This window comes from Solibacillus sp. FSL K6-4121, assembly GCF_038002585.1.
In the GTDB taxonomy this organism is placed as follows: Bacteria; Bacillota; Bacilli; order Bacillales_A; family Planococcaceae; genus Solibacillus; species Solibacillus faecavium.
This window is the reverse complement of sequence record NZ_JBBOCS010000001.1, coordinates 1,686,202-1,706,329: the sequence shown is the minus strand read 5'-3', so window position 1 is coordinate 1,706,329 and position 20,128 is coordinate 1,686,202. Positions and strand designations below refer to the sequence as shown.

The following is a 20,128-nucleotide window of genomic DNA, read 5'->3' as shown; positions in this document are numbered from 1 at the left end:
TGTAAGTAGCCTTAAAATTAATTACAATTATTTTCTCGTAAAATAATTTTATTTCTATCTATTGTATCTTTTCCTTCAACTCGTTTTCCCTTTCGTCAAAGTAACTCCTTGCTGAAGCCACTTCGAAATTTTGTCATAATCCGACTGTAGTTCTGAATATTTCATTTCCAGATCGTTATATGCCTCTGTCAGTTCTTCGAAGCTGGATAGGGCTAATTTAAGATGACTGCGCATTAATTGCTTAGGACGCTTTCTGACGCTATTTAACACCTGTCCATACTGCGCACGTAATGTTTTATTCCAACGAAAACCACATGCTTGTTTTGTCCGGTTTAATTGCTGTGCTGCCTCTTCAAACGCTTCTAATTGTGTACGTCCATTCTGTACCGTTTGAATAACAATTTCAGCTAACTTTTCATCATCTGCAATTGTCCATTGATCTTTCCTTCTTTTTTGTTCCACAGTTGCACCACCTCATATTTTTTACTACTATATGCCATGATGAACGAAATAGACTTAAAAACAAAAAAAGTTACGAGAAAAATAGTTTTCATCGTAACTAGGGGAATTGATTGTCATTTCGGGTTGCACGCTTCACTCAGGACTCGCTCCCACTCAATTCCAATCTCTTATAAAGTTTTATTTTTTCTTGTTCAAAAAATTCTGTACCGCCTGATGGTGTGCTTCAGACTCCCATAGCTTTGCACATAGTCTGATTTCTTCCATAACACGCTCATACATATTGCGCTCACGCCATTTTCTTAATTCAATTTCTTTATAGGCTTGGTGGACAGAAGGATGGATTTTCGCCATATGTTCGATAAAATCTGCAAGCGCCTGTTCTTTTGTCCCTTCAATATATACTCGCATTGCCCAACCAATATCAAATAACGTTTGTGCATCATACGGCTTTGCATCAACCAACATTTTCAATGCGCGGTCATGCCGTAATCCCCGCTCAAATAAATACGTTCCACCGCCCCATCCCGACGTAATCGCTAAAGAGCCTTGAATGAATCCAGCTTTTGCATGAGAGGCCATTAATCGAAAATCACATGCTGTCGCAATTTCACAGCCACCCCCCACAGCTGCACCATTTATTAATGCAATTGTCGGAACTGGCAATGTAGCTAAATCATATAAAATCTGCCCCATTTTATTGAGCATACCGAAAGCTTCTTCTTCGGTTTCTAAACTATGGAACTCGGATAAATCCCCCCCTGAACAAAATGATTTTTCACCGGCACCCGTGACAACTAGAAAACGTACATCATCGTGATTTTTTATGTATGTAATAACTTCTTTCAATCCATCCATAACAGCATAGTTAATTGCATTTCGTTTTTCTTCACGATTAATCGTAAACGTCATAATTCCGTCTTCATTATGAATTAAGTAATCCATCAGCCCATCCCCTTTTATTTATAATATAGCAGAAAATATATTTTGCTATTTTACAATCTAACATAATAGTAATGGAGCATGAATCGTTTGACAATCTATCCGTGCAAAACCATGAATATATAGAAAAAAGACTAGTTAAGAGCCATGGCCTCTTAACTAGTCTTTATATAGCGTAAATACTGAATTATTTCGCTACTACTTCTTTACCTTTGTATTGTCCGCAAGCTTTGCAAACGCGGTGAGATAATTTAGCTTCTCCACAGTTTGGGCAAGCTACCATACCAGGTACAGATAATTTGAAATGCGTACGACGCTTTCTTTTTGCAGTTTTAGAAGTTCTTCTAAATGGTACAGCCATTGATGGCACCTCCTTACAGATATTTATTCATCTGTTTGATCAAAATACTTAGCTAAAGCAGCCAGTCTTGGATCCAATTTTGGTTCGTCAACTTCCTTAGCTTTTTCTACATCTTCATCCGTTGAATAGGCCCAGCCTTTACCGCCTTGCACTTGTCCTTCGGTATCCTCTTTGAATACTTGCATCGGTACTTCCAGAAGAATTAATTCTTCTAGGACTGGTTTCATATCTACGACGTCTCCAACAACATAATGAATATCGCCTTCGATATCCCCGCGATTTTCTTCATCTACCCAACTGAAAATTTCAACTGTATCGATGTTCACAGGATATTCAACATCTTCCCACGTGCGAGCACATGGAAGCGTCAACGTAGTGCTTACCGTTAATTGACAAGTCATTTGCGATGCACCTAAAGTACAAAGCCCTTTTACATGAACGGGTGAAACGTTACGTATATCTGTGTTACGAGTTTTTACATCATCCAATTGTACATAAGTATCAATCGGCATTCCGTCTTTTCGAAACTTTGATAATTGATGAATTGACCATTTCATTCGTTAATCACCTCGAGACAACACTGTTGATTATATAGCTTACAAAAAAAGATGTCAAGATAATTTCTTGTCACTCTTTTAAAACATGCTTATAATCAAGTTAATTCTAACATAATGCATTATTACATTCATTTATAAATGCGTAATAATGTGAACAAAAATTTATTTTATCGTAAGGAGGAAGTTTATGCAAGCAGTCGGCATTATCGTTGAATATAATCCTTTTCATAACGGGCACTTACATCATGTAAAAGAAGCGAAACGTACGACAAATAGCGAAGTTGCCGTTGCAGTGATGAGTGGTCATTTTTTACAGCGGGGCGAACCCGCACTCGTCGATAAATGGCACCGCACAAAAATGGCACTCGCAAGCGGCGTTGATGTTGTCATTGAGCTCCCTTATATTTTCAGTACCGCACAAGCCACAGGATTTGCTTCAGGCGCAGTACAACTGTTAGAGGCAATGCAATGTACAACATTGGCATTTGGAAGCGAACAAGGTACCATTGAGCCCTTTCTCAACACTTATCACTTAATAGAAAACAATCGTGCACGCTATAACGAAATTATTAAAGAAAATATTCAACTCGGAAAAAGCTATCCACAAGCACTCTTTATTGCCTACGAACAGCTTAAACAACTTTCCCCAAATGCATACATTGATTTAGGTAAACCGAACAATATTTTAGGATTTCATTATGTTGAAGCAATAAAGCAACTCAATTGCTCGATGCAGCCTGCTACCGTTCAGCGCATCATAGCGGGCTATCATGACGCCATAGATACAAATCATGAAATTGCAAGTGCCACAGGTATTCGCCAAGCATTATTTAGTGGACAATCGCTCCAAGAAGTAACGAAATATTTACCTTCCGCCAGCATGGAGCAACTTCAAATTTGGCAGAAAGAACATCAGAATTTTGCCAGCTGGGAAAGCTTTTGGCCTTTAATGAAATATGCTATTTTAAGACATACTCCGCAGCAATTAAAACAGTATGCAGATGTATCAGAAGGGCTTGAAAATTCATTAATTAAATATGCAGCTTCAAGCTCAAATTATATGGATTTCATGAATGCGCTAAAATCAAAGCGCTATACATGGACACGTCTTCAAAGGATGCTTTTGCATATTTATACAGGTATAACGAAAGAGCAGCTACATGCCTTTTCAAGCCCTAGCTACATTCGTATATTAGGTATGACAACAAAGGGACAGCAATATATTTCAAGCATTAAGAAATCTGTAACGCTCCCACTTATAAGCAGAGTAGCAGCTATTACAGATCCGATATTGTCAATTGATATACGTGCCACACAAATGTACCAATTAGGCATACAGCAATTTTCAAATAAAAAAATAGACGAAGATTATAAAACTCCGCCTATACGCTTGTAGCTATTTTTTTGGTTGTAGGTTATTCAAATAGTTTAGAGCATCATCAATCGTTTTTACAGGAACAATTTTCATGTCTGATTCAATGGCTCCTGCTGTTTGAACTGCGACTTCATAATTTGAGGTAATGCTCGGGTTATACTCAAGCATTGCTTCTGTTATGGTATCGTCAGGTGCAAAGAAAATGTCGATTCCTTCTTTATCGGCAGAAACAACCTTTTTCTCAATACCACCAATTCTTCCAACTGTCCCATCCTCCAACATTTCACCAGTACCTGCAATTTGATAGCCCTTTGTAATATCTTCATCGATTAATTGATTTAACAGCTCTAACGTAAACATTAACCCTGCAGATGGACCACCAATATCTTCTGTTTTTACCGTCACTTTCGGGTCGGTTTTAATGGATTTACTTTCAGAGTAAGTTATCCCGATCCCAACCCGTCCTTCTGAGCCTGGTATTTCTTTTATCTCCAAATTTTGATCAATAAGCTCTCCATCACGTTTTACAACAAGGTGAATCTTATCGCCCTTAACTTTCGGTGTTACGATGGTACGAAACGTCTCTAAGCTATCAATCCGTATATTGTCCACTTCGACAATTTCATCCCCCGGCTTCAAATGCCCGTCTGCTGCACCTTGTGCAAGCACATTTAAAACGTATAACCCTTTATATGTAACTTGATAATCAAGACCTGCTCGGTTGAACGCTACATATGTCGCATTAAATTGCGAATCGGTCATATATTTTAATTGGCGCACAGTGTATTCTTCATCATCTTCTTCTTCCTGACGCACGTCGGTCATTTTAACAACATCATAATAATCTGTTACAGCTGCCATCGCATAGGATAGTGGTGTCGCCTGCCCCATCGCTACAGTCGTCATAAAAAATGATCCCTGATCATCCTGATCGCCATTCTGAATTGCCAGAAAATCACTTACATTATATGTACCACCCGGTTTTGTTATATAAAAATCTAACCTGTAAAAAGATAAGCCCATTAATATTATGAAAAAAATACCGAATGCATATTTCCCTTTACTTCCCATTTTTCAGAACGCCCCCAAATTGTTGAAAGACTAATTCAATCGTTGTCTGCATACAATTAGTGTAGCATTTGAACGAGCGAATGACAAAATATTGAAAAGGATGAAAATTATTTGGACAATCCTTTTATGTATTACATTAATTAGTTTATTATTATTTTTCCCGGAAATTACTCATGAAGGTGCAGATATTGGCGTCAGTCTATTTATGGAAGCTTTATTTCCGTACTTATTACCTTATTTAGTATTAACAAATTGGCTTCTAAAATTAACGCATTCCCATAAAAATATATCTTTTCTTGTATTTTTACAGACGTATGGAATCAGTGCAATAGGGGGATATCCTACAGGTGCAGCGACAATTACGCAACTCGTGAAGCGTAATTCGATTACAAAAAAGCAAGCAGCCTATTTACTCGGAATATGCCATTGTCCAAGCCCTCTTTTTTTATTTGGATTCGTCGGTAGTGACCTATTAAATTCTTCTACACTTAGCTGGCAATATTTAATTCTTTTACATAGCTTTTCATTCATTTTGCTAATCATCGTATATTTAAATGTCCCTACACTTTCCAATGAAGTTCAAAGAGTACCTAAGGACCCAACCCCTTTTACTACAAGTGTTCGGGAGAGTGCTCCGACTATTTTAATTGTAGCAACAACAATTATTTTTTTCACAACGATTTATCACGTGTTTTTACATAGTGTTGAAGTCGTATTTGATTCAATTCCTGCCTATTTGGAACTTGCAATTGCAAGCTTTCTTGAAATGACAAATGGTTTATTTTTGCTTCATCAACATTTGTACGGTGATATGCTGTTATTTTTTACAGTCGTATTATTAACTACTCAAAGTTTAAGTATTCACTTACAAGTAATCGTCATCGCACGCACTGCCAACATTGCCATACGTCCTTATATTATGATTCGGGTTCTATACAGCATTGTCATCCCACTCTTATTTGCTTTATTTTTTCTATAGAAGAAATTTGGCGGAAATTCCACAAAAAAAGCTTTTGCGGAGAATTTTTCTCGTCCGCAAAAGCTTTTATTAGTGATTAAATTTTTCTTTTAATGCTTTTTCGACGACAGATGGTACAAGCTCGCCCACTTTACCGCCATACTTCGCTACTTCCTTTACAATGCTGGAACTTAAAAAAGAATATTGGTTCTTTGACATAATAAAGAACGTTTCAATATTTTCATCAAGCACACGGTTCATCGATGTAATTTGCATTTCATACTCAAAATCCGAAACAGCCCGCAACCCACGGACGATTGCTTTTGCTTTTTTTTCGCGTGCATAATCAATAAGCAGTCCCGATGAAGTTTCAATTCGAATATTCGGCAAATCCTTTGTCACTTCTGATATTAATGCGGTACGTTCTTCAATCGAAAACAATGGATTCTTTGATGAATTATTCAATACAGCAACATATACAATATCAAATACATCTGCTGCACGGCGGATAATGTCAATATGGCCATTTGTTATTGGGTCAAAACTTCCAGGTACTACTGCAATTTTCTCTGTCAAACGATTTCTCCCTCTTCCTCTACATAACGATAAATCGAAATGATTGTGCTGCCATAAACTTCTTGCCTTGCAAGGCTGAAGACCCCATATTTTTCCGGCAATGTCACTTCTGTAGAATGTTCACACATAATGATAGCATCTTCGGCCAATTTCCCGCCTTCTACAAGCGTCTCCACTAAATCATAATATTCCTTTTTATGATAGGGTGGATCCACAAACAGATAGTCAATGACGATATCTCTTTTTAGTAATGCCTTTACCGCACGCATTGCATCTGTTCTGAAAAGTTCTGATATCTCTTCATAGCGGCATTTTTTTATATTTTCCTGTAGCACTTGAAAAGCCCGTGCATCCTTCTCGATAAATATAGCATGCGCAGCCCCGCGACTTAGCGTTTCAATCCCAAGACCTCCACTACCTGCAAATAAATCCACCGCTGTGCCACCATTAAAAAATGGTCCTATCATATTAAAAATGGATTCTTTTACTTTATCTGTAGTAGGACGTGTCGTATTTCCCGCAATCGCCTTTAAAGGCATACCTTTTCTATTTCCTGCAACAACGCGCATGATTTCCACCAAACTTTCTAATAACTAATTTCCAGGTTCTGTAATTGTAAGACGATTTTCCGATTTATTTATTTCGACTAAAAATAGACGCTGTAACCATGACTCTTCAATAAAGTACTGTCCCGCAACTTGTTTAACCGGCAGTGAAACCGTATTGTATCGTCTTTGGTTGAATACATAGAATCCCGGATCATTCGGGAATCGGAAAGCACGAGTCTCACTCGTAACATAATACCCATTTTCCCCAATACTCACATCATACCCTAAATGTTTTAATAATGAATCTGCAGAATATAGAACTTCGGCATCTTTCAAAACGACCTGAACATCGGATTGTTTTTTTAAGTTCACATAAATTTCTCTTGGATCATTATATAAAAATGGGTATCGCTTATCCATTTGGGCATTCATCGTTAAAAATTTTGTAGAAGCTCCTAAAACTTCAGACAATAGGGCATCCAATGATTCCACGTTTAGAGCTTCGTCTTCCATTTCACGTAAACGCTCTCTCCATTCTTCTAACTGATCATCCGTCATTTGAGCGGTAATTGTCGAAGAAATATATTTCGTTTTTTCACTTCCGAAAATCGTACCAGTTAAAAATGATGCGACCATCTCTTTAAGCCAGTGTGGACTCTCTCCAAAATCATAAGTTGTTTCAAGCTGAGAAATAATGACCTTTTGCTGTACTTTCGCTACGGTAATGTCTGGCAAAAAGAGCATTCGGAATCCTTCCATACCATCGATGTTTGTCCCGTTAATAACAGCTAAATGCCCTTCACTTAAAAACTTTACATTTTCCAATTTTTCATAAAATGCTGGCTTTAATGGAGTTTTAGAATAGATGGATAAAGCGCCTATCTTATTTTGCAATTCAAATCCGCCATCTTGCCAGAATAAATCTTTAACGGGACCTTCCCCACTGAACATAGAATAGTTGACTAAAGATAGTTTTTGCTCCCCAATTAAAGGTAATCCTGTTACCCACTGACCTTCAATTTCCTGTTCCGTCGTAATATGTATTGTTGAAAACTGAACATTGCCACCTTTTAATGAGGCAAATACATTTTTCATTAACTTTCTCGACTGCAGCCCGTTCTCCAATGGAATAACGTAGGAAATAGATTGTGCCCTCGTTTCCCCTTCTTTAAACTTCTTAGAGTCCTCACTTAAGCGTGCACAGCTATGTTCATTTTCTATAAAGCAATTCGGGTTAGTCGAGCTGATCGGCCATTCTATTGTTAGCTCTTCTTTCGGCAAGTTTTTGAAATGTTGTCGAATATCCAAGCTTTCCCCTCGATATACTATTTCAATTTCTTGAGAATAATTGTACCCTTTATCTACACTCCCTACTTCATCTGAATAAACTTGGAACTGCATAAAAAGCACAGTTCCAATTAATACGGCTAAAAATGAAAAAATACTTACGGCAATTTTCATGTGCCTATCCTCCTGCATCATGATACTATTGTAAAGAAAGGATGTGCTATAATTGATTCAGCAATTTATCGAACTAGGTCAAGGCTACGGAGATATTTACGAGCTTTGTGAACTAATTAAAACCAATGAGCCTCGATTCCATAACGCGTTCATTTTTACTGCGAACCATGAGGGTGCTACTGTTGCTTCACTTGCCGTTGCATTTAAACCATCAGGTGAAAGCAAATTCATGCCAATTTATATTTGCCGCGAAGGGATTCCCTACAATGAGGAAAAACTTTCGAAGCGAATCCAAATATTTAAACAAACGGTCCAGGAAGCTGGACAGCAGGAAAATATTTTCGAAATTAAACACTCATCTATTTTTTCGGAAAAAAATCAATTTTATCAATACCTAATTGGAATTTTACGATTAAATCATTATATACCACCAATGCAATAAGCTATTATAAGCCGATTTTATAATCGTATTCTTTTGCTTTATCCGGCTTTGCATTTTCAAATTCATTTTTTACAAATGGACGGTATGATTCTACAACGTCTTTCACAAATGGAAGACGTTGTAATTTGTTTTTCAGCGTTTCAATTTCATCTCGATTGCAATAAATTACAACATACTTTAATTTTCTTGAGATGAAATTTACATGTCCATACTTTCTTAGCGACTTCGCGTGCTTTAATTGATGAACGTATATAATTAACCCTTGTCTTTCATTCATGGAAAACTCCCCATTTCTTCTATAAAAAAATTTATATTTAGCCAATTCATACAACAAATTTCTGCAAATTCCCTCTGTTTTTCTACCTTCTTATCCAATAAAAGCATACCAAATGTACAATTTGTTAGCAACAGAGTTTAGACAGTTGCACTTATTTTCCGTTATAATGGAAAATAGTAGCGTGTTATGAACACGCTATATTAATCTAAGATTTCAACACCTTATATTTTGCACCTAACTTACAATGAACAATGTACGGTCAGAGGAGGACGAATTTAATGGGAAAGAAAACAAAAGTTGCTTTAGCAATTGCTGCGGCAAGCGCAGCGGCATGGGCAGGAACAAAAGCGATTTCGAAACCACAAAAACGTGAATCAAAAGAAGCATTGCAATTTGAACGTCCAATTATTATCGCACAACACGGTGGAGCTGGTTTAGCACCTGAACATTCTTTGCTTGCCTTTGATCAAGCTAAAAAAATTGGTGTCGATGGTTTTACAGTCAGTGTCCGTCTTTCAAAAGATGAGGAAATTATTGCTTTTCATGACGAAACGATAGATCGTACAACAAATGGCTCTGGTTTTGTGAAAGACTTTACATTCGAACAATTAAAAGAGTTTAATATTGGTTATAATTTTGAGGATTTAGAAGGTTCATTCCCTTATAGGGAACAACATGTTACTGCAGTTACGTTACGAGAGTTGTTTGAATCCTATCCGGACAAATTGTTTATCGTTAACATTCAGGATAGTCCAGATACGTATGAAGGAAGTTTAATGCCTTCTAAACTATGGCGTTTAATAGAAGAATTAGATATTCAATATCAAATTATCGTTTCTAGCCCTTATAGCGAACAAATTGACCGCTTCAATCTGTATGCACAAAACCGCATCGCACTAGGTGCAGGTGAGGGAGATATTAAAAAGGCAATGACTTCATTTACAAGTCAATTCGGCCATTTATATCATCCGAAAGTTGATTTATTTGTAGTCCCTCTTAAACAGGGCGTGTTCAATTTTGATTCACCGCGTTTTGTAAAGTTTTTATCGGAATTAAATGTACCGACAATTTATAGCGATATAGATGATTTAGTGACGATGAACCGCCTGCTTCGTCAAGGCGCAATGGGAATTGTAACAAATCGCCCGGATGTAGCTGAAGTATTAATTCAAAAAATTTCACAGTAATACGCATCTATTGCAAAATTGTATAAAACAAAAGCTCCCTAAAAATACGGGAGCTTTTGTGTTTCTATTATTAAGCCGAACAAGAACATCCTCCACCTGTGCCACAACCTGTGCCACAAGAAGAACTACTCGCGAAAAAGGGATTGCTTACCGGAACTTTAACTGCTTCAGAAACGGAGCGTCCGATAATCAAGCTAATTTCATCCAGTAAATCTTGAAAATCATTTTCTGCAACCTTCAATGTCGCAATCTGTTCGATCATATCAATCCGACGCTTTTCTGTGCGGATTTTTTTCATAATTGTATTGTAATCAGGATGATATTTGCCAAAGCGCTGTACATCCTCATATTGATCTTTTAAACGTTGAAAGGCCATAATTTGTGCGCTTAATTCTATATCCTCATATACTGCTTGCTTTGCAAGGCGTAAGTTTTCGGCTTGTTTAGAAGAAAGGATCATCGCACTTAATTCATCGACCTCATCTAAAATAAAAACCCAATCAGAAGTCATGAGCATTGTTTATTCCTCCCATCTCATTTTAATCATAACAGAAATGAAAGGAAAATCAATCTTGTTAAACTCGCTTTTCCAATTGTTTTACCATCTCCCGGACAAACGCCTTATCAGAAAAATACTTCTGTTTATCACCGATTTGCTGGGTTTTTTCATGACCTTTTCCTAATAGAACGATTGTATCTCCAGCTTCTGCATAGTTTAGTGCATGTTCAATTGCTTCTTTTCGATTCAATCGTTCAATATAGGATTGCGTTGAAGAAAAGCCTTGCCGAATTTGCTTATTAATAAGCTGTGGACTTTCATCACGCGCATTATCAGTCGTTAAAATAATATAATCCGCATATATTGAGGCGATCATTCCCATCTTCGGACGTTTAGCCCGGTCCCGGTTTCCTCCACAGCTAAATACAACAATTAATCTGCCTGTCGTATGCTTTTTTAATGTCTGTAAGATCATCTTCATTGCATCAGGTGTATGAGCATAATCCACGATGATTGATATACCTAATTGATTTTCTACCTTTTCAAATCTTCCTTCTGGCAATAGTAGTTTTTGAGCCGCGCTGCAAATATCCCCCAAAGGAAAATCTAATTGGTTTACACACGTAATAGCGGCAAGAACATTACTGCATTGATAGTCTCCTACTAAAGGAATATTCACAATATGCTTTTCTTTTTTATGTTGAATACAGCACGTAGTGGAAGATGGACCATCGACCAGCGTTTGCAGAAAATAATCGACATGGCTCCCTTTCCCAAAGAAAATACGCTTGCCTTTAGTTGCTAAACCAATTGAACGACAAACACTGTCATCACTATTAATAATATTTCTTTTAGCCAATGTTGCTAAAATTTGCTTCGACATTTTATATCTTTCAAAGCTTCCATGGTCTTCAATATGATCTTCTGTTACATTTAAAAAAATACCGATATCAATATCACAATAATCCAAACGATGTTTTTCCAATCCTATAGAAGACGCTTCTAAAATGACATACGGAATATCAAGACGGATTGCTTCACTGAATAAAAAATGGATATTTTTTGCCTGCAGCGTAGTTAATGATTCCATTTCCGGATAGCTTTTTTCTCCGTTTATAAAAACACCATTCGTTCCAATTACCATTGTTCTATTATTAAGGTGATTCAAAATTTGCCCTATAAAATGCGTGACCGTTGTTTTGCCATTTGTTCCTGTCACTGCAATTACCTTTAATGCTTCAGCAGGGAAATGATACATTTTTGCACTCGCATAGGCTATAAAGCTTAAACAATTTGGTACCCAAATAATCGGAACTGATAATTCAGACGTATTAAAATACGCTTCATCATCTACAACTACGGCAACGGCCCCTTTTTCCAAAGCACTATCAATAAAAGAAATACCGCTCGTTTTATTTCCCTTCCTTGCAATAAAAATATCTCCAGGTAAAATATGGTTGGCGTTATCTTCCACTCGATTTATTTCCACTCTAATGGAGCCCTTCATAGTGCAAGGCCAATCTTTAATTAATTCTCCAATTTGCACGGTTTCACTCCTTACCATACTTTATGAAGACAATAAAAAAACGCTACAAATGCAGCGTTTAATTTTCAATATTTTATTTTTGCTGAACATAAAGTTGCGTAAAGTAATTCATATAAGCCCCCGAACCAATATGCGTAAATTGGTTATCTGTCAATAGTGCACGGTGCTCTTTGGAGTTTAGCCAGCCATGTAATACCTCGATTGTATCTTTATAATTTGCCGCAACATTCACTCCATGCTTCTCATATTCCTGCTGTATTTCATTTAATTGCTGTTCAATTGAATATTCTCCATCAGCCGTATAAACCTCCATCATCTGTAAAAACATATCCTCGCTGTTTTCACTGGCCAATGAGGAGAGCGTGTCTAACGGCAATAATGCTGGCAGGTCATATTTTATACGAAAGGAATTCGCCAAGTCGGTCAATTGCCTTCTGTTAGCCAAGTTTATATCAATTTGCATATAGCTTGAAGGAGTACTTGCTTCATAGAGTTCTCCAAAAAACTGCATTTCATAAGGTTTATGTAATACGAGTGTTTCGCCATCTAAAAAGCGCACCCCATGCAATTGTTTTGTGACCCCATCTATATAGAGTTGAGCATATAAATCTTCATATTTAACTAAAATTCTATTATGCAAATCTTGTTCATTCATTGCAAAGATATACATATTTTCATCAATCTCCACAGTAATTTCCTGGCCAAAAACAGTCGTTCGGTAAATCTCATCCAATGTTTGCCCTATTTCAAAGGGATTTATATGAAAGCTCATATTATTCGTATAAATTTGGTTTACTCTCTCATTCTTTATACTAACCATTAACAGCTCATTCTTTACATTATAAATCCACCATTCATAGCCAAATTCTGATTGATCAATGCGATTAGGTCGATCATAAGTTTCCAGAATATCCTTTGGTGATTTCCCGATAAATGTAGAAATACCAGTTGTCGGACGCGGTAGATTTTCAATATCTCTCTGTTGTGTTTCTACATCAGCAATCGGTTTTGTTATGACAGGCGGTCCTTCCAATAATTCCGTTTGTGGTGAGTTCCCCTCGGTATAATAGACGATAATTACAAGACATGTCGCTACAATTAATATTTGAAACATCACCTTCATAGAAGTCCCCCCTCACACTTTTTTACTTAGTATAATTATACCAATTTTGGTGACGATGACACAATGTTGTCATTGCATCGATTACCATTTTGTTCTATTATTAAATTTGACCATATACTTATGTATGTTAGGCAAAAGGAGGATTACGAAATGTATTTTGAAGACACACAACTCGAAAATGTAAAGGTTGATCAAGAAGTTTTAACGACGGTAATGGGCAAATTCGGTTTAGAGTGCCATGGTGCATGGGATTATGACCGTATGGCATTTGACCGTTGTTATGATGTCCGTGAAGGCCGTTTTTATTTACGTGTTTTTTGTAACGCAGTATCAGGTGATGTAGGTGCTCTTAATGCCACTTTAAACATTAATAAGCCTGCAATCGGAAAATACTATTATCCACACGGCGTTGAATACACAGATGAAGTATTCCCTGGCCACCTTGTAAAAGAATGTGAAAAAGTATTATCAGATGTTCGTAGAGAACTTGCTGCATACGGTATATAATCCTTTTAAAAAGCTGGCAACTATCCAGCTTTTTTATTTTGAGTTTAAAAGGAAAAAAGTTGGGACAAAATAAAAATACAATTTTTCTCCGTGGAGAAAAATTGTATTTTTTTGTTGTGCGAAAAATTGGTTTCCGTTCCGGGTACGCTTTCCGCGGGCACGGCCTTACACGAACGTCTCAGGCGTCGGTGCTCCTGCGGTTACTCGTCGAAAAAATAATTGCTCCTGCGGTTACTCGTCGCAAAACAAATTTTGCTGTTTCCGCAAATTCTGCTCAATTAAAAATTACTTATGTCCTAGCCTCTTTTGATTAGAAGCCTAAAATGGCTTTAATTACAGACGTTGTTTCTCCGCCTTCATAAATAATATACAACAGAGAATATACAGCCACACCTGTAATAGCTACGAAGAACCAAATAATACTTGTAATCGCACCAATACGGCGATGAAGCTTCAGGTTATTCTTATATCCAGAAAGTAAGCTTGTAATTCCAAACACTGCACCAACTGTTGCTAAGGTGATATGGAATACTAAGAAGAATGTATAATATCCTTTTAGTTCATCTGGACCGCCGAATGCAGTGTTACCAATAAATACTGTACGTGATGCGTAAATTATAAAGAAAATCAAAGCTGATACACCAGCTGCCATCATCACTTTTTTATGTGCTTCTATATTCCTTTTTGCAATTAATACCCAACCAATCGCAACGAGCACCGCACTAATGACGATAAACGCTGTGCTTATTGTCGGTAAAATAGGTACATTCATTTTCAAATCCCCAATCTAAAATAATATATCCAATTTCAATTATTTGTTGCTTCTAAAGTGTACAAATAGCTTATCATATTACTGATAGCGTGTTCTATTTTGGAACTCTTTTAAAGCATTTTCAGTAATTTCCTCTGGATTTTTACGTTCCGTATTCCACCATCTACGGAAAATCTTGAATAAAATAACGCCGAAAATAATTTCCTGAATTATTTTCATCAATACACCGCCAACTTGCTGGTCACTTATTAAATCCATATTTGAGAATAACTCTGGACCTGATAACGTAAGCCCTGACAATGTTGTTGAAGGTACACATAATTCCATTGCCTTCAGCCACATATCACTATTGCTATATGTACCATACATTGGACTTGTAGCAAAAATAATAAGAGCACAGGCAGGTGTAATTAAAACCGCATTCGATGCAATGTAAGCTAATTTATTCATATTTTTCATTTCATGCTGACCTTCCACATTATTTAATAGTGGCCAATACATAAAAATAGCGGAAATAAATAAAATCGACGTATAAGCTAAATGATAAAATTCATTTAGTTTTATCGTGTCAAAAACAGAGGGCAGGTGATAAACCGAAAATAGACCAATAAATACTACTATCGAAACTAACGGTTTAGTGAAAATACGGAAAATTGTCCGGAAAACTGGCGCCTCCACGACTACCTTCCAAACCCACCATGGAATTCCTTTTATAAATAAGATCGGAACTAATAATAATAAAAATGCCATTTGTACCATATGCATCGTAAACATGATATGGCCAAGCAAATCAATTGGAGATCCTTTAATAATATAAAAAGAAATGATTCCAAGAACGAAATATATTGCCTCGTTTTTCTTTAATGGTTCACTTTCTTTAAATTTACCTTGCCACTTGACTGTTAGTAAAAAATAAAAAATTGTTATGACTAGTAAGCCCATAATTAAATAGGGACTCCATAATGCTTGAAAACCAAATATACTTATCGGCATATGACCGCTCCTTTAACCTCAGTAATTTCATTATAGATGGCAATTTCTCCAACTTCAATGAAAGAACTATGACAATTGTTTGAATCAAACATATATTTTTAATACTGTTTATAATATAAAATTGCTAAAAATGAGAAAAACGTCCTTAGCTTTCGCTAAGGACGCCTTAAATTAGTAGTTACCCCACCAAATAATTGTTGTAAACGCTACGAAGAACGTAAACGCGATGAAGGCTGCACTCCAAATAAAGAATTCAATTACGCCAACCATATGAGTTGAGCGATCTTCTAAGTGCATAAATGCGTATAGTTGCAAAACCACTTGTATTCCAGCTAATAATAAAATAATTGGAATAATAAAAGTTGGTGAAAAATCTGCTAGTACAGCAGCAAATGCGATAAATGTTAAGAAAATCATGATCGCAAAGTTTACTACTTGTTTACGCATATGAGCTTTTGAATGAGCTTTATCATATTCATATTGTGCTTGAGTACGTACTTCTACATGAGTTCCGTGTCCCATATTATCCCAACACTCCCATCAGATATACTACTGTAAAGATGAATACCCATACAACGTCAATGAAGTGCCAGTACAAAGAAGCGGCAAAGAACTTCGGTGCATTGTATAAGTTTAATCCGCGACTACTGTTACGGATGATTAATCCTGTAATCCAAACTAAACCAATGACTACGTGAAGCCCATGCATCCCTACAAGTGTAAAGAATGCAGAGGAGAATGCAGATTGTGTATAACCAAATCCAATATGGACATAGTGGTAAAACTCGTAAATTTCCAAGCATAAGAAACCTAAGCCTAAAAGAACTGTAATCCCCATCCAAGTACGAACACCTGAATAGTTGTAATTTTTCATATGGTACATTGCATATACCGATGTCAATGAAGATGTAAGAAGCAGCATCGTCATAATAAACGCTAATGGTAATTCATAGAGATCTTTTGCAAAGTATGTCATACCTGCTGGACCGCTGTCTTTAAGTGCGATATATGTAGCAAATACACTCGCAAATAATACTGTATCCGATGCTAGGAAAATCCAAAGTCCAACTAACTTGTTTTTCCCTTCCAATGTAGCTTGTTCAGGGTGTTTTGGCCAAGTTTGTGGAGTAAATTTTTGATTAATATCCATTACTTGTTACCCCCTTTTTTACCTGTTGCACGGTAATTAGCTAAATCCGCTTCAATACTTTCAATTTCAGCAACCGTTACATGGAATCCTAAATCATCTTTGAATGAACGAATAATCATACATGCAATCGTTAAACCTAATCCACCGATAATTAATGCTAATGAAACTATTGCAGGAGCCCCAGTAGCTGTACCTGCCTGAACTTGATCACCCCATGGGCTATATAACGCACCGAATGCAGCAATCATCGTACCAATTGACATAATAAACGGTAAAATTGAATTGTTTGGCATATGAATTTCACCTAGTGGCTCTGCATAGACCATACCTTCTTTGTTACCTTCTTCTTTTTCAATCCAATAAGGATCAAATCCACGAACAAGTGGAGTTTGTTTAAAGTTATAGAATGGTAGCGGAGTTTCGATTGCCCACTCAAGAGAACGACCATCGCCCCAGTAATCACGACGGTTAACAGGCTCAGATTTAATCGATAATAATACATCGATTACTAATATTATTACACCGATACCCATCATAATAGCACCGATTGATGAAATAAAGTTGAATAAATCCCAACCTTGACCACCCATGTACGTGAATACACGACGTGGCATACCCATTAATCCTAAGAAGTGCTGTACGAAGAACGTTAAATGGAAACCAATAAAGAATATCCAGAAAGTAAGTACGCCCAGTTTCGGATTCAATGCACGGTTAAACATAATCGGCCAGTAGAAGTGTGCTGAACCGAATAATGCTGTTACGATACCACCAACAATTACGTAATGGAAGTGGGCTACGATAAAGTAAGAATCGTGTAATTGGTAATCAAGTGGTGCAGTTGCCTGCATTACCCCTGTTACCCCACCCGCAACGAATGACGGGATAAAACCAAGTGCATATAGCATTGGTACTGTAACTTTAATTGAACCGCCCCAGATAGTAAGAATCCAGTTGAATACTTTCATCCCTGTCGGAACAGCGATCGCCATTGTTGCAACAGCGAAGATTGCGTTCGCAGTAGCACCTAAACCAACTGTGAACATGTGGTGGGCCCATACCATGAACCCTAAGAAACCGATTAAGATTGTTGCGAATACCATTGAAGAGTATCCAAATAAACGTTTACGAGCAAACACTGGAATAATTTCAGAGAATAAACCGAATGCTGGTAATACTAAAATATAAACTTCCGGGTGACCAAAAATCCAGAATAAATGCTCCCAAATAATTGTGTTACCACCCATTGTATGGTCGAAGAAATTTGCTCCGAACATACGGTCAACTAACATTAAGAATAATCCACCTGTAAGTGGAGGGAAAGCGAATAAGATTAATGAACTTGAAACTAAAGTAGTCCAAGTAAATAGTGGCATACGCATGAACGTCATACCAGGTGCACGCATCGTAATGATCGTTACGATAAAGTTAATACCCGAGATTAACGTACCCGCACCAGAAATTTGTAGACCTAAAATATAGAAATCAATACCATGGCCCGGTGAGTATAAAGATAATGATGCATACGAAGTCCAACCTGCATCAGGTGCTCCACCTAAAAAGAATGACAGGTGAAGGAATACCGCACCAATAAAGAATAACCAAAATCCTAATGAGTTTAAAAACGGGAATGCAACGTCACGCGCACCAATTTGAAGTGGTACGATCGCGTTCATAAATGCAAATATAATTGGTGTTGCTGCTAAAAATAGCATCGTTGTGCCGTGCATTGTTAATAATTCGTTAAATAGGCCTGCAGAAATGAATGTACTTTCTGGGAACATTAATTGAATACGCATAAGTAACGCTTCAAATCCTGCAATTGCGAAGAACAGTGTACCGGCTGCTAAATACATAATCGCGATCTTTTTATGATCGACCGTTGTTAAATAGTCCCATACATGTGCCCCGAAGCCCTTTTTCTGTGTAACAGAGCTCACAACATTAACCTCCTTCAAAGTTTCTCTCTAATTGTGTATAACTACTTTTCTACTGATAGTGTCATTAAATAATCAGCAATTGCTTCTGCTTCTTCAGGGCTAACATTATAAGTTCCAGTCATTGTGTTTCCTGGCTTATAAGGTTCGGGATCTTTAATCCAGTTTGCTGTATTTTCTGCAGTATGCTCTAAGAAACCAGCAACACGGTTACGATCACCGAATGTTGTTAAGTTAGGGCCAAGACCATTACCGGCAACTGCCGATACTGCGTGACATCCTAAACAAGAGTTAGCAAATGTTGCTTCACCAATATCAGATGATTCTCTATCTGCTGTTTGACCTTCTGTTGCTTGCATTGCTGTTACCCAAGCATTAAATGCTTCTGGCTCAAGCGCTTTAACTTTGAAGTCCATTAATGCATGTGAAGGACCACATAATTCAGCACATTTACCGTAGAATACGCCTTCTCCATCATTTAAGCCTGCAGATTCTTTATCAAACTGTAAATAGAATTTATTAATGCCATCTACGTTTGTATCCATCTTACCGCCTACTGCAGGAATCCAGAACGAGTGCTTTACGTCAGATGCGATTAGGTTGAAGTATACTTTTTCTCCAGTTGGAACTACTAATTCTTGAGCTGTAATAATTCCTTGGTTTGGATACTCAAATTCCCACCAATATAACTTTGCCGTTACATTTACTGTAAGTGCAGTTTTATTACCTTCTTCGTCTACCTCATCCATTGCAGCTACATCTGCAAATTTATAAGTATAGGTTAATGTCGGTACAGCTAAGATTATTAATAGAATAATTGGAATAACTGTCCAGATAACTTCCAATGTGTGGCTACCTTCCACTTGCTTTGGCATATGGTTTTCGCCAACTTTTGTACGGCGGAATTTGAAGAATGCTACTAAATAGATAGCCGATACTACAACTACTACTAATGTCATAATCCAAATAGCTAATATTAAAATATCTAATTGCTCTTTACCGACCGCACCTGCTGGGCGAAGAGTTGAAATATATTCTTCACCACATGCTGAAAGGAATACTGTCATTACTGTTAATAGCGAAAATAATCGCCATTTTTTAAGCCCTTTCATCATAGCTTATTAAACCCCTCTTTCTTCATTATATTTTCATGTGTAACTGGGACTGTTTATTATAAGAGTCCCCACATGTTGGCAGCGAATCATGCCATCTTTTACAAAATTTCGCCTACGTATGAGGAAGGTTTTTGTAATTTTGGTTGCACCTTTACCTGCTGTCTTCTTCAATAAGTGAATCTTTCTCACGTCCTATTGGCATGGCGAGAAGCGATCTAGACTATTTAACTTTTAATCTTCTTTTAAGTCTTCACTGGTTTTGATTACCAATT

Annotated in this window: 23 protein-coding genes; 5 read left to right on the top strand and 18 right to left on the bottom strand. The window is 37.0% G+C overall.

Annotation, left to right across the window (positions count from 1 at the left end; translation table 11 throughout):
- Positions 1-75: 75 nt before the first annotated feature.
- The 4 genes from MHH95_RS08465 to MHH95_RS08450 all read right to left on the bottom strand — a co-directional run bounded on the left by MHH95_RS08465 (position 76) and on the right by MHH95_RS08450 (position 2,319).
- Positions 76-462: a transcriptional regulator gene (locus MHH95_RS08465; protein WP_340727148.1), complete on the bottom strand. Its 387-nt coding sequence runs from the start codon at positions 460-462 to the stop codon at positions 76-78.
- A gap of 177 nt (positions 463-639) precedes the next feature.
- Positions 640-1,404, bottom strand: coding sequence for an enoyl-CoA hydratase/isomerase family protein (locus MHH95_RS08460; protein ID WP_191698511.1), 765 nt, complete (start codon positions 1,402-1,404; stop codon positions 640-642).
- 184 nt (positions 1,405-1,588) lie between these two features.
- Entirely contained in the window at positions 1,589-1,762 is a 174-nt protein-coding gene (gene rpmF / locus MHH95_RS08455; RefSeq protein WP_008403415.1) for a 50S ribosomal protein L32, read from the bottom strand.
- Positions 1,763-1,785: 23 nt separating this feature from the next.
- Positions 1,786-2,319 (bottom strand): YceD family protein, encoded by a 534-nt coding sequence (locus MHH95_RS08450; protein ID WP_191698512.1) that lies wholly within the window; start codon positions 2,317-2,319, stop codon positions 1,786-1,788.
- 187 nt (positions 2,320-2,506) lie between these two features.
- Here MHH95_RS08450 and MHH95_RS08445 point away from each other — a divergent pair, with 187 nt between their 5' ends.
- Positions 2,507-3,715: a nucleotidyltransferase gene (locus MHH95_RS08445; protein WP_340727147.1), complete on the top strand. Its 1,209-nt coding sequence runs from the start codon at positions 2,507-2,509 to the stop codon at positions 3,713-3,715.
- Here MHH95_RS08445 and MHH95_RS08440 read toward each other — a convergent pair whose 3' ends face one another.
- Complete coding sequence (locus tag MHH95_RS08440; protein WP_340727146.1) at positions 3,716-4,765, bottom strand: SepM family pheromone-processing serine protease; 1,050 nt, start codon at positions 4,763-4,765, stop codon at positions 3,716-3,718.
- Positions 4,766-4,865: 100 nt separating this feature from the next.
- Here MHH95_RS08440 and MHH95_RS08435 point away from each other — a divergent pair, with 100 nt between their 5' ends.
- The gene (locus tag MHH95_RS08435) at positions 4,866-5,744 is read left to right on the top strand and encodes a hypothetical protein (protein WP_340727145.1); all 879 of its coding nucleotides are present in this window, start codon (positions 4,866-4,868) and stop codon (positions 5,742-5,744) included.
- 69 nt (positions 5,745-5,813) lie between these two features.
- On the opposite strand, the gene coaD is transcribed toward MHH95_RS08435, so the two are convergent.
- The 3 genes from coaD to MHH95_RS08420 are packed head-to-tail and all read right to left on the bottom strand — an operon-like array spanning position 5,814 to position 8,308.
- A complete protein-coding gene (gene coaD / locus MHH95_RS08430; RefSeq protein ID WP_340727144.1) occupies positions 5,814-6,299 on the bottom strand; it encodes a pantetheine-phosphate adenylyltransferase in 486 nt (161 codons plus the stop codon).
- Entirely contained in the window at positions 6,296-6,868 is a 573-nt protein-coding gene (rsmD, locus tag MHH95_RS08425; protein WP_340727143.1) for a 16S rRNA (guanine(966)-N(2))-methyltransferase RsmD, read from the bottom strand. The genes coaD and rsmD overlap by 4 nt, the downstream gene beginning before the upstream one ends.
- Positions 6,869-6,892: 24 nt before the next feature.
- Positions 6,893-8,308, bottom strand: a complete 1,416-nt coding sequence (locus MHH95_RS08420; protein ID WP_340727142.1) for an RNA polymerase II — start codon at positions 8,306-8,308, stop codon at positions 6,893-6,895.
- Positions 8,309-8,360: 52 nt separating this feature from the next.
- Here MHH95_RS08420 and MHH95_RS08415 point away from each other — a divergent pair, with 52 nt between their 5' ends.
- Complete coding sequence (locus MHH95_RS08415) at positions 8,361-8,750, top strand: DUF7147 family protein (protein WP_191698519.1); 390 nt, start codon at positions 8,361-8,363, stop codon at positions 8,748-8,750.
- 4 nt (positions 8,751-8,754) lie between these two features.
- Here the strand turns inward: MHH95_RS08415 and MHH95_RS08410 are convergent, their stop codons facing one another.
- The gene (locus MHH95_RS08410) at positions 8,755-9,027 is read right to left on the bottom strand and encodes a YlbG family protein (RefSeq protein ID WP_191698520.1); all 273 of its coding nucleotides are present in this window, start codon (positions 9,025-9,027) and stop codon (positions 8,755-8,757) included.
- A gap of 278 nt (positions 9,028-9,305) precedes the next feature.
- On the opposite strand from MHH95_RS08410, the gene MHH95_RS08405 reads away from it, so the two are divergent.
- Positions 9,306-10,214, top strand: coding sequence for a glycerophosphodiester phosphodiesterase family protein (locus MHH95_RS08405; RefSeq protein WP_340727141.1), 909 nt, complete (start codon positions 9,306-9,308; stop codon positions 10,212-10,214).
- A 70-nt stretch (positions 10,215-10,284) separates the two neighbouring features.
- On the opposite strand, the gene MHH95_RS08400 is transcribed toward MHH95_RS08405, so the two are convergent.
- From MHH95_RS08400 to MHH95_RS08390, 3 genes are read right to left on the bottom strand one after another with little or no spacing between them, the layout of a single operon-like run.
- Positions 10,285-10,731: a YlbF family regulator gene (locus tag MHH95_RS08400; RefSeq protein ID WP_336045828.1), complete on the bottom strand. Its 447-nt coding sequence runs from the start codon at positions 10,729-10,731 to the stop codon at positions 10,285-10,287.
- A gap of 58 nt (positions 10,732-10,789) precedes the next feature.
- Positions 10,790-12,277, bottom strand: coding sequence for a UDP-N-acetylmuramoyl-L-alanyl-D-glutamate--2,6-diaminopimelate ligase (locus MHH95_RS08395; protein ID WP_340727140.1), 1,488 nt, complete (start codon positions 12,275-12,277; stop codon positions 10,790-10,792).
- 55 nt (positions 12,278-12,332) lie between these two features.
- Complete coding sequence (locus tag MHH95_RS08390; RefSeq protein ID WP_340727139.1) at positions 12,333-13,382, bottom strand: CAP domain-containing protein; 1,050 nt, start codon at positions 13,380-13,382, stop codon at positions 12,333-12,335.
- A gap of 150 nt (positions 13,383-13,532) precedes the next feature.
- Between MHH95_RS08390 and MHH95_RS08385 the strand changes: the two genes are divergently transcribed.
- Positions 13,533-13,889 carry a YugN family protein gene (locus MHH95_RS08385; protein WP_191698525.1) on the top strand — a complete coding sequence of 119 codons (357 nt, stop codon included), beginning with the start codon at positions 13,533-13,535 and terminating at the stop codon, positions 13,887-13,889.
- A gap of 310 nt (positions 13,890-14,199) precedes the next feature.
- On the opposite strand, the gene MHH95_RS08380 is transcribed toward MHH95_RS08385, so the two are convergent.
- The 6 genes from MHH95_RS08380 to coxB all read right to left on the bottom strand — a co-directional run bounded on the left by MHH95_RS08380 (position 14,200) and on the right by coxB (position 19,856).
- On the bottom strand, positions 14,200-14,661 hold the full coding sequence (locus MHH95_RS08380) for a DUF420 domain-containing protein (RefSeq protein ID WP_340727138.1): 462 nt from the start codon (positions 14,659-14,661) through the stop codon (positions 14,200-14,202).
- A gap of 78 nt (positions 14,662-14,739) precedes the next feature.
- Positions 14,740-15,654, bottom strand: coding sequence for a cytochrome c oxidase assembly factor CtaG (gene ctaG, locus MHH95_RS08375; protein ID WP_340727137.1), 915 nt, complete (start codon positions 15,652-15,654; stop codon positions 14,740-14,742).
- A 171-nt stretch (positions 15,655-15,825) separates the two neighbouring features.
- On the bottom strand, positions 15,826-16,176 hold the full coding sequence (locus tag MHH95_RS08370; RefSeq protein ID WP_340727136.1) for a cytochrome C oxidase subunit IV family protein: 351 nt from the start codon (positions 16,174-16,176) through the stop codon (positions 15,826-15,828).
- Between the two features lies 1 nt (position 16,177).
- Positions 16,178-16,804, bottom strand: a complete 627-nt coding sequence (locus MHH95_RS08365; RefSeq protein WP_340727135.1) for a cytochrome (ubi)quinol oxidase subunit III — start codon at positions 16,802-16,804, stop codon at positions 16,178-16,180.
- On the bottom strand, positions 16,804-18,744 hold the full coding sequence (locus tag MHH95_RS08360) for a cytochrome c oxidase subunit I (protein ID WP_339215420.1): 1,941 nt from the start codon (positions 18,742-18,744) through the stop codon (positions 16,804-16,806). The genes MHH95_RS08365 and MHH95_RS08360 overlap by 1 nt, the downstream gene beginning before the upstream one ends.
- A 41-nt stretch (positions 18,745-18,785) precedes the next feature.
- Positions 18,786-19,856 (bottom strand): cytochrome c oxidase subunit II, encoded by a 1,071-nt coding sequence (coxB, locus tag MHH95_RS08355; protein ID WP_191698531.1) that lies wholly within the window; start codon positions 19,854-19,856, stop codon positions 18,786-18,788.
- Positions 19,857-20,128 lie beyond the last annotated feature (272 nt).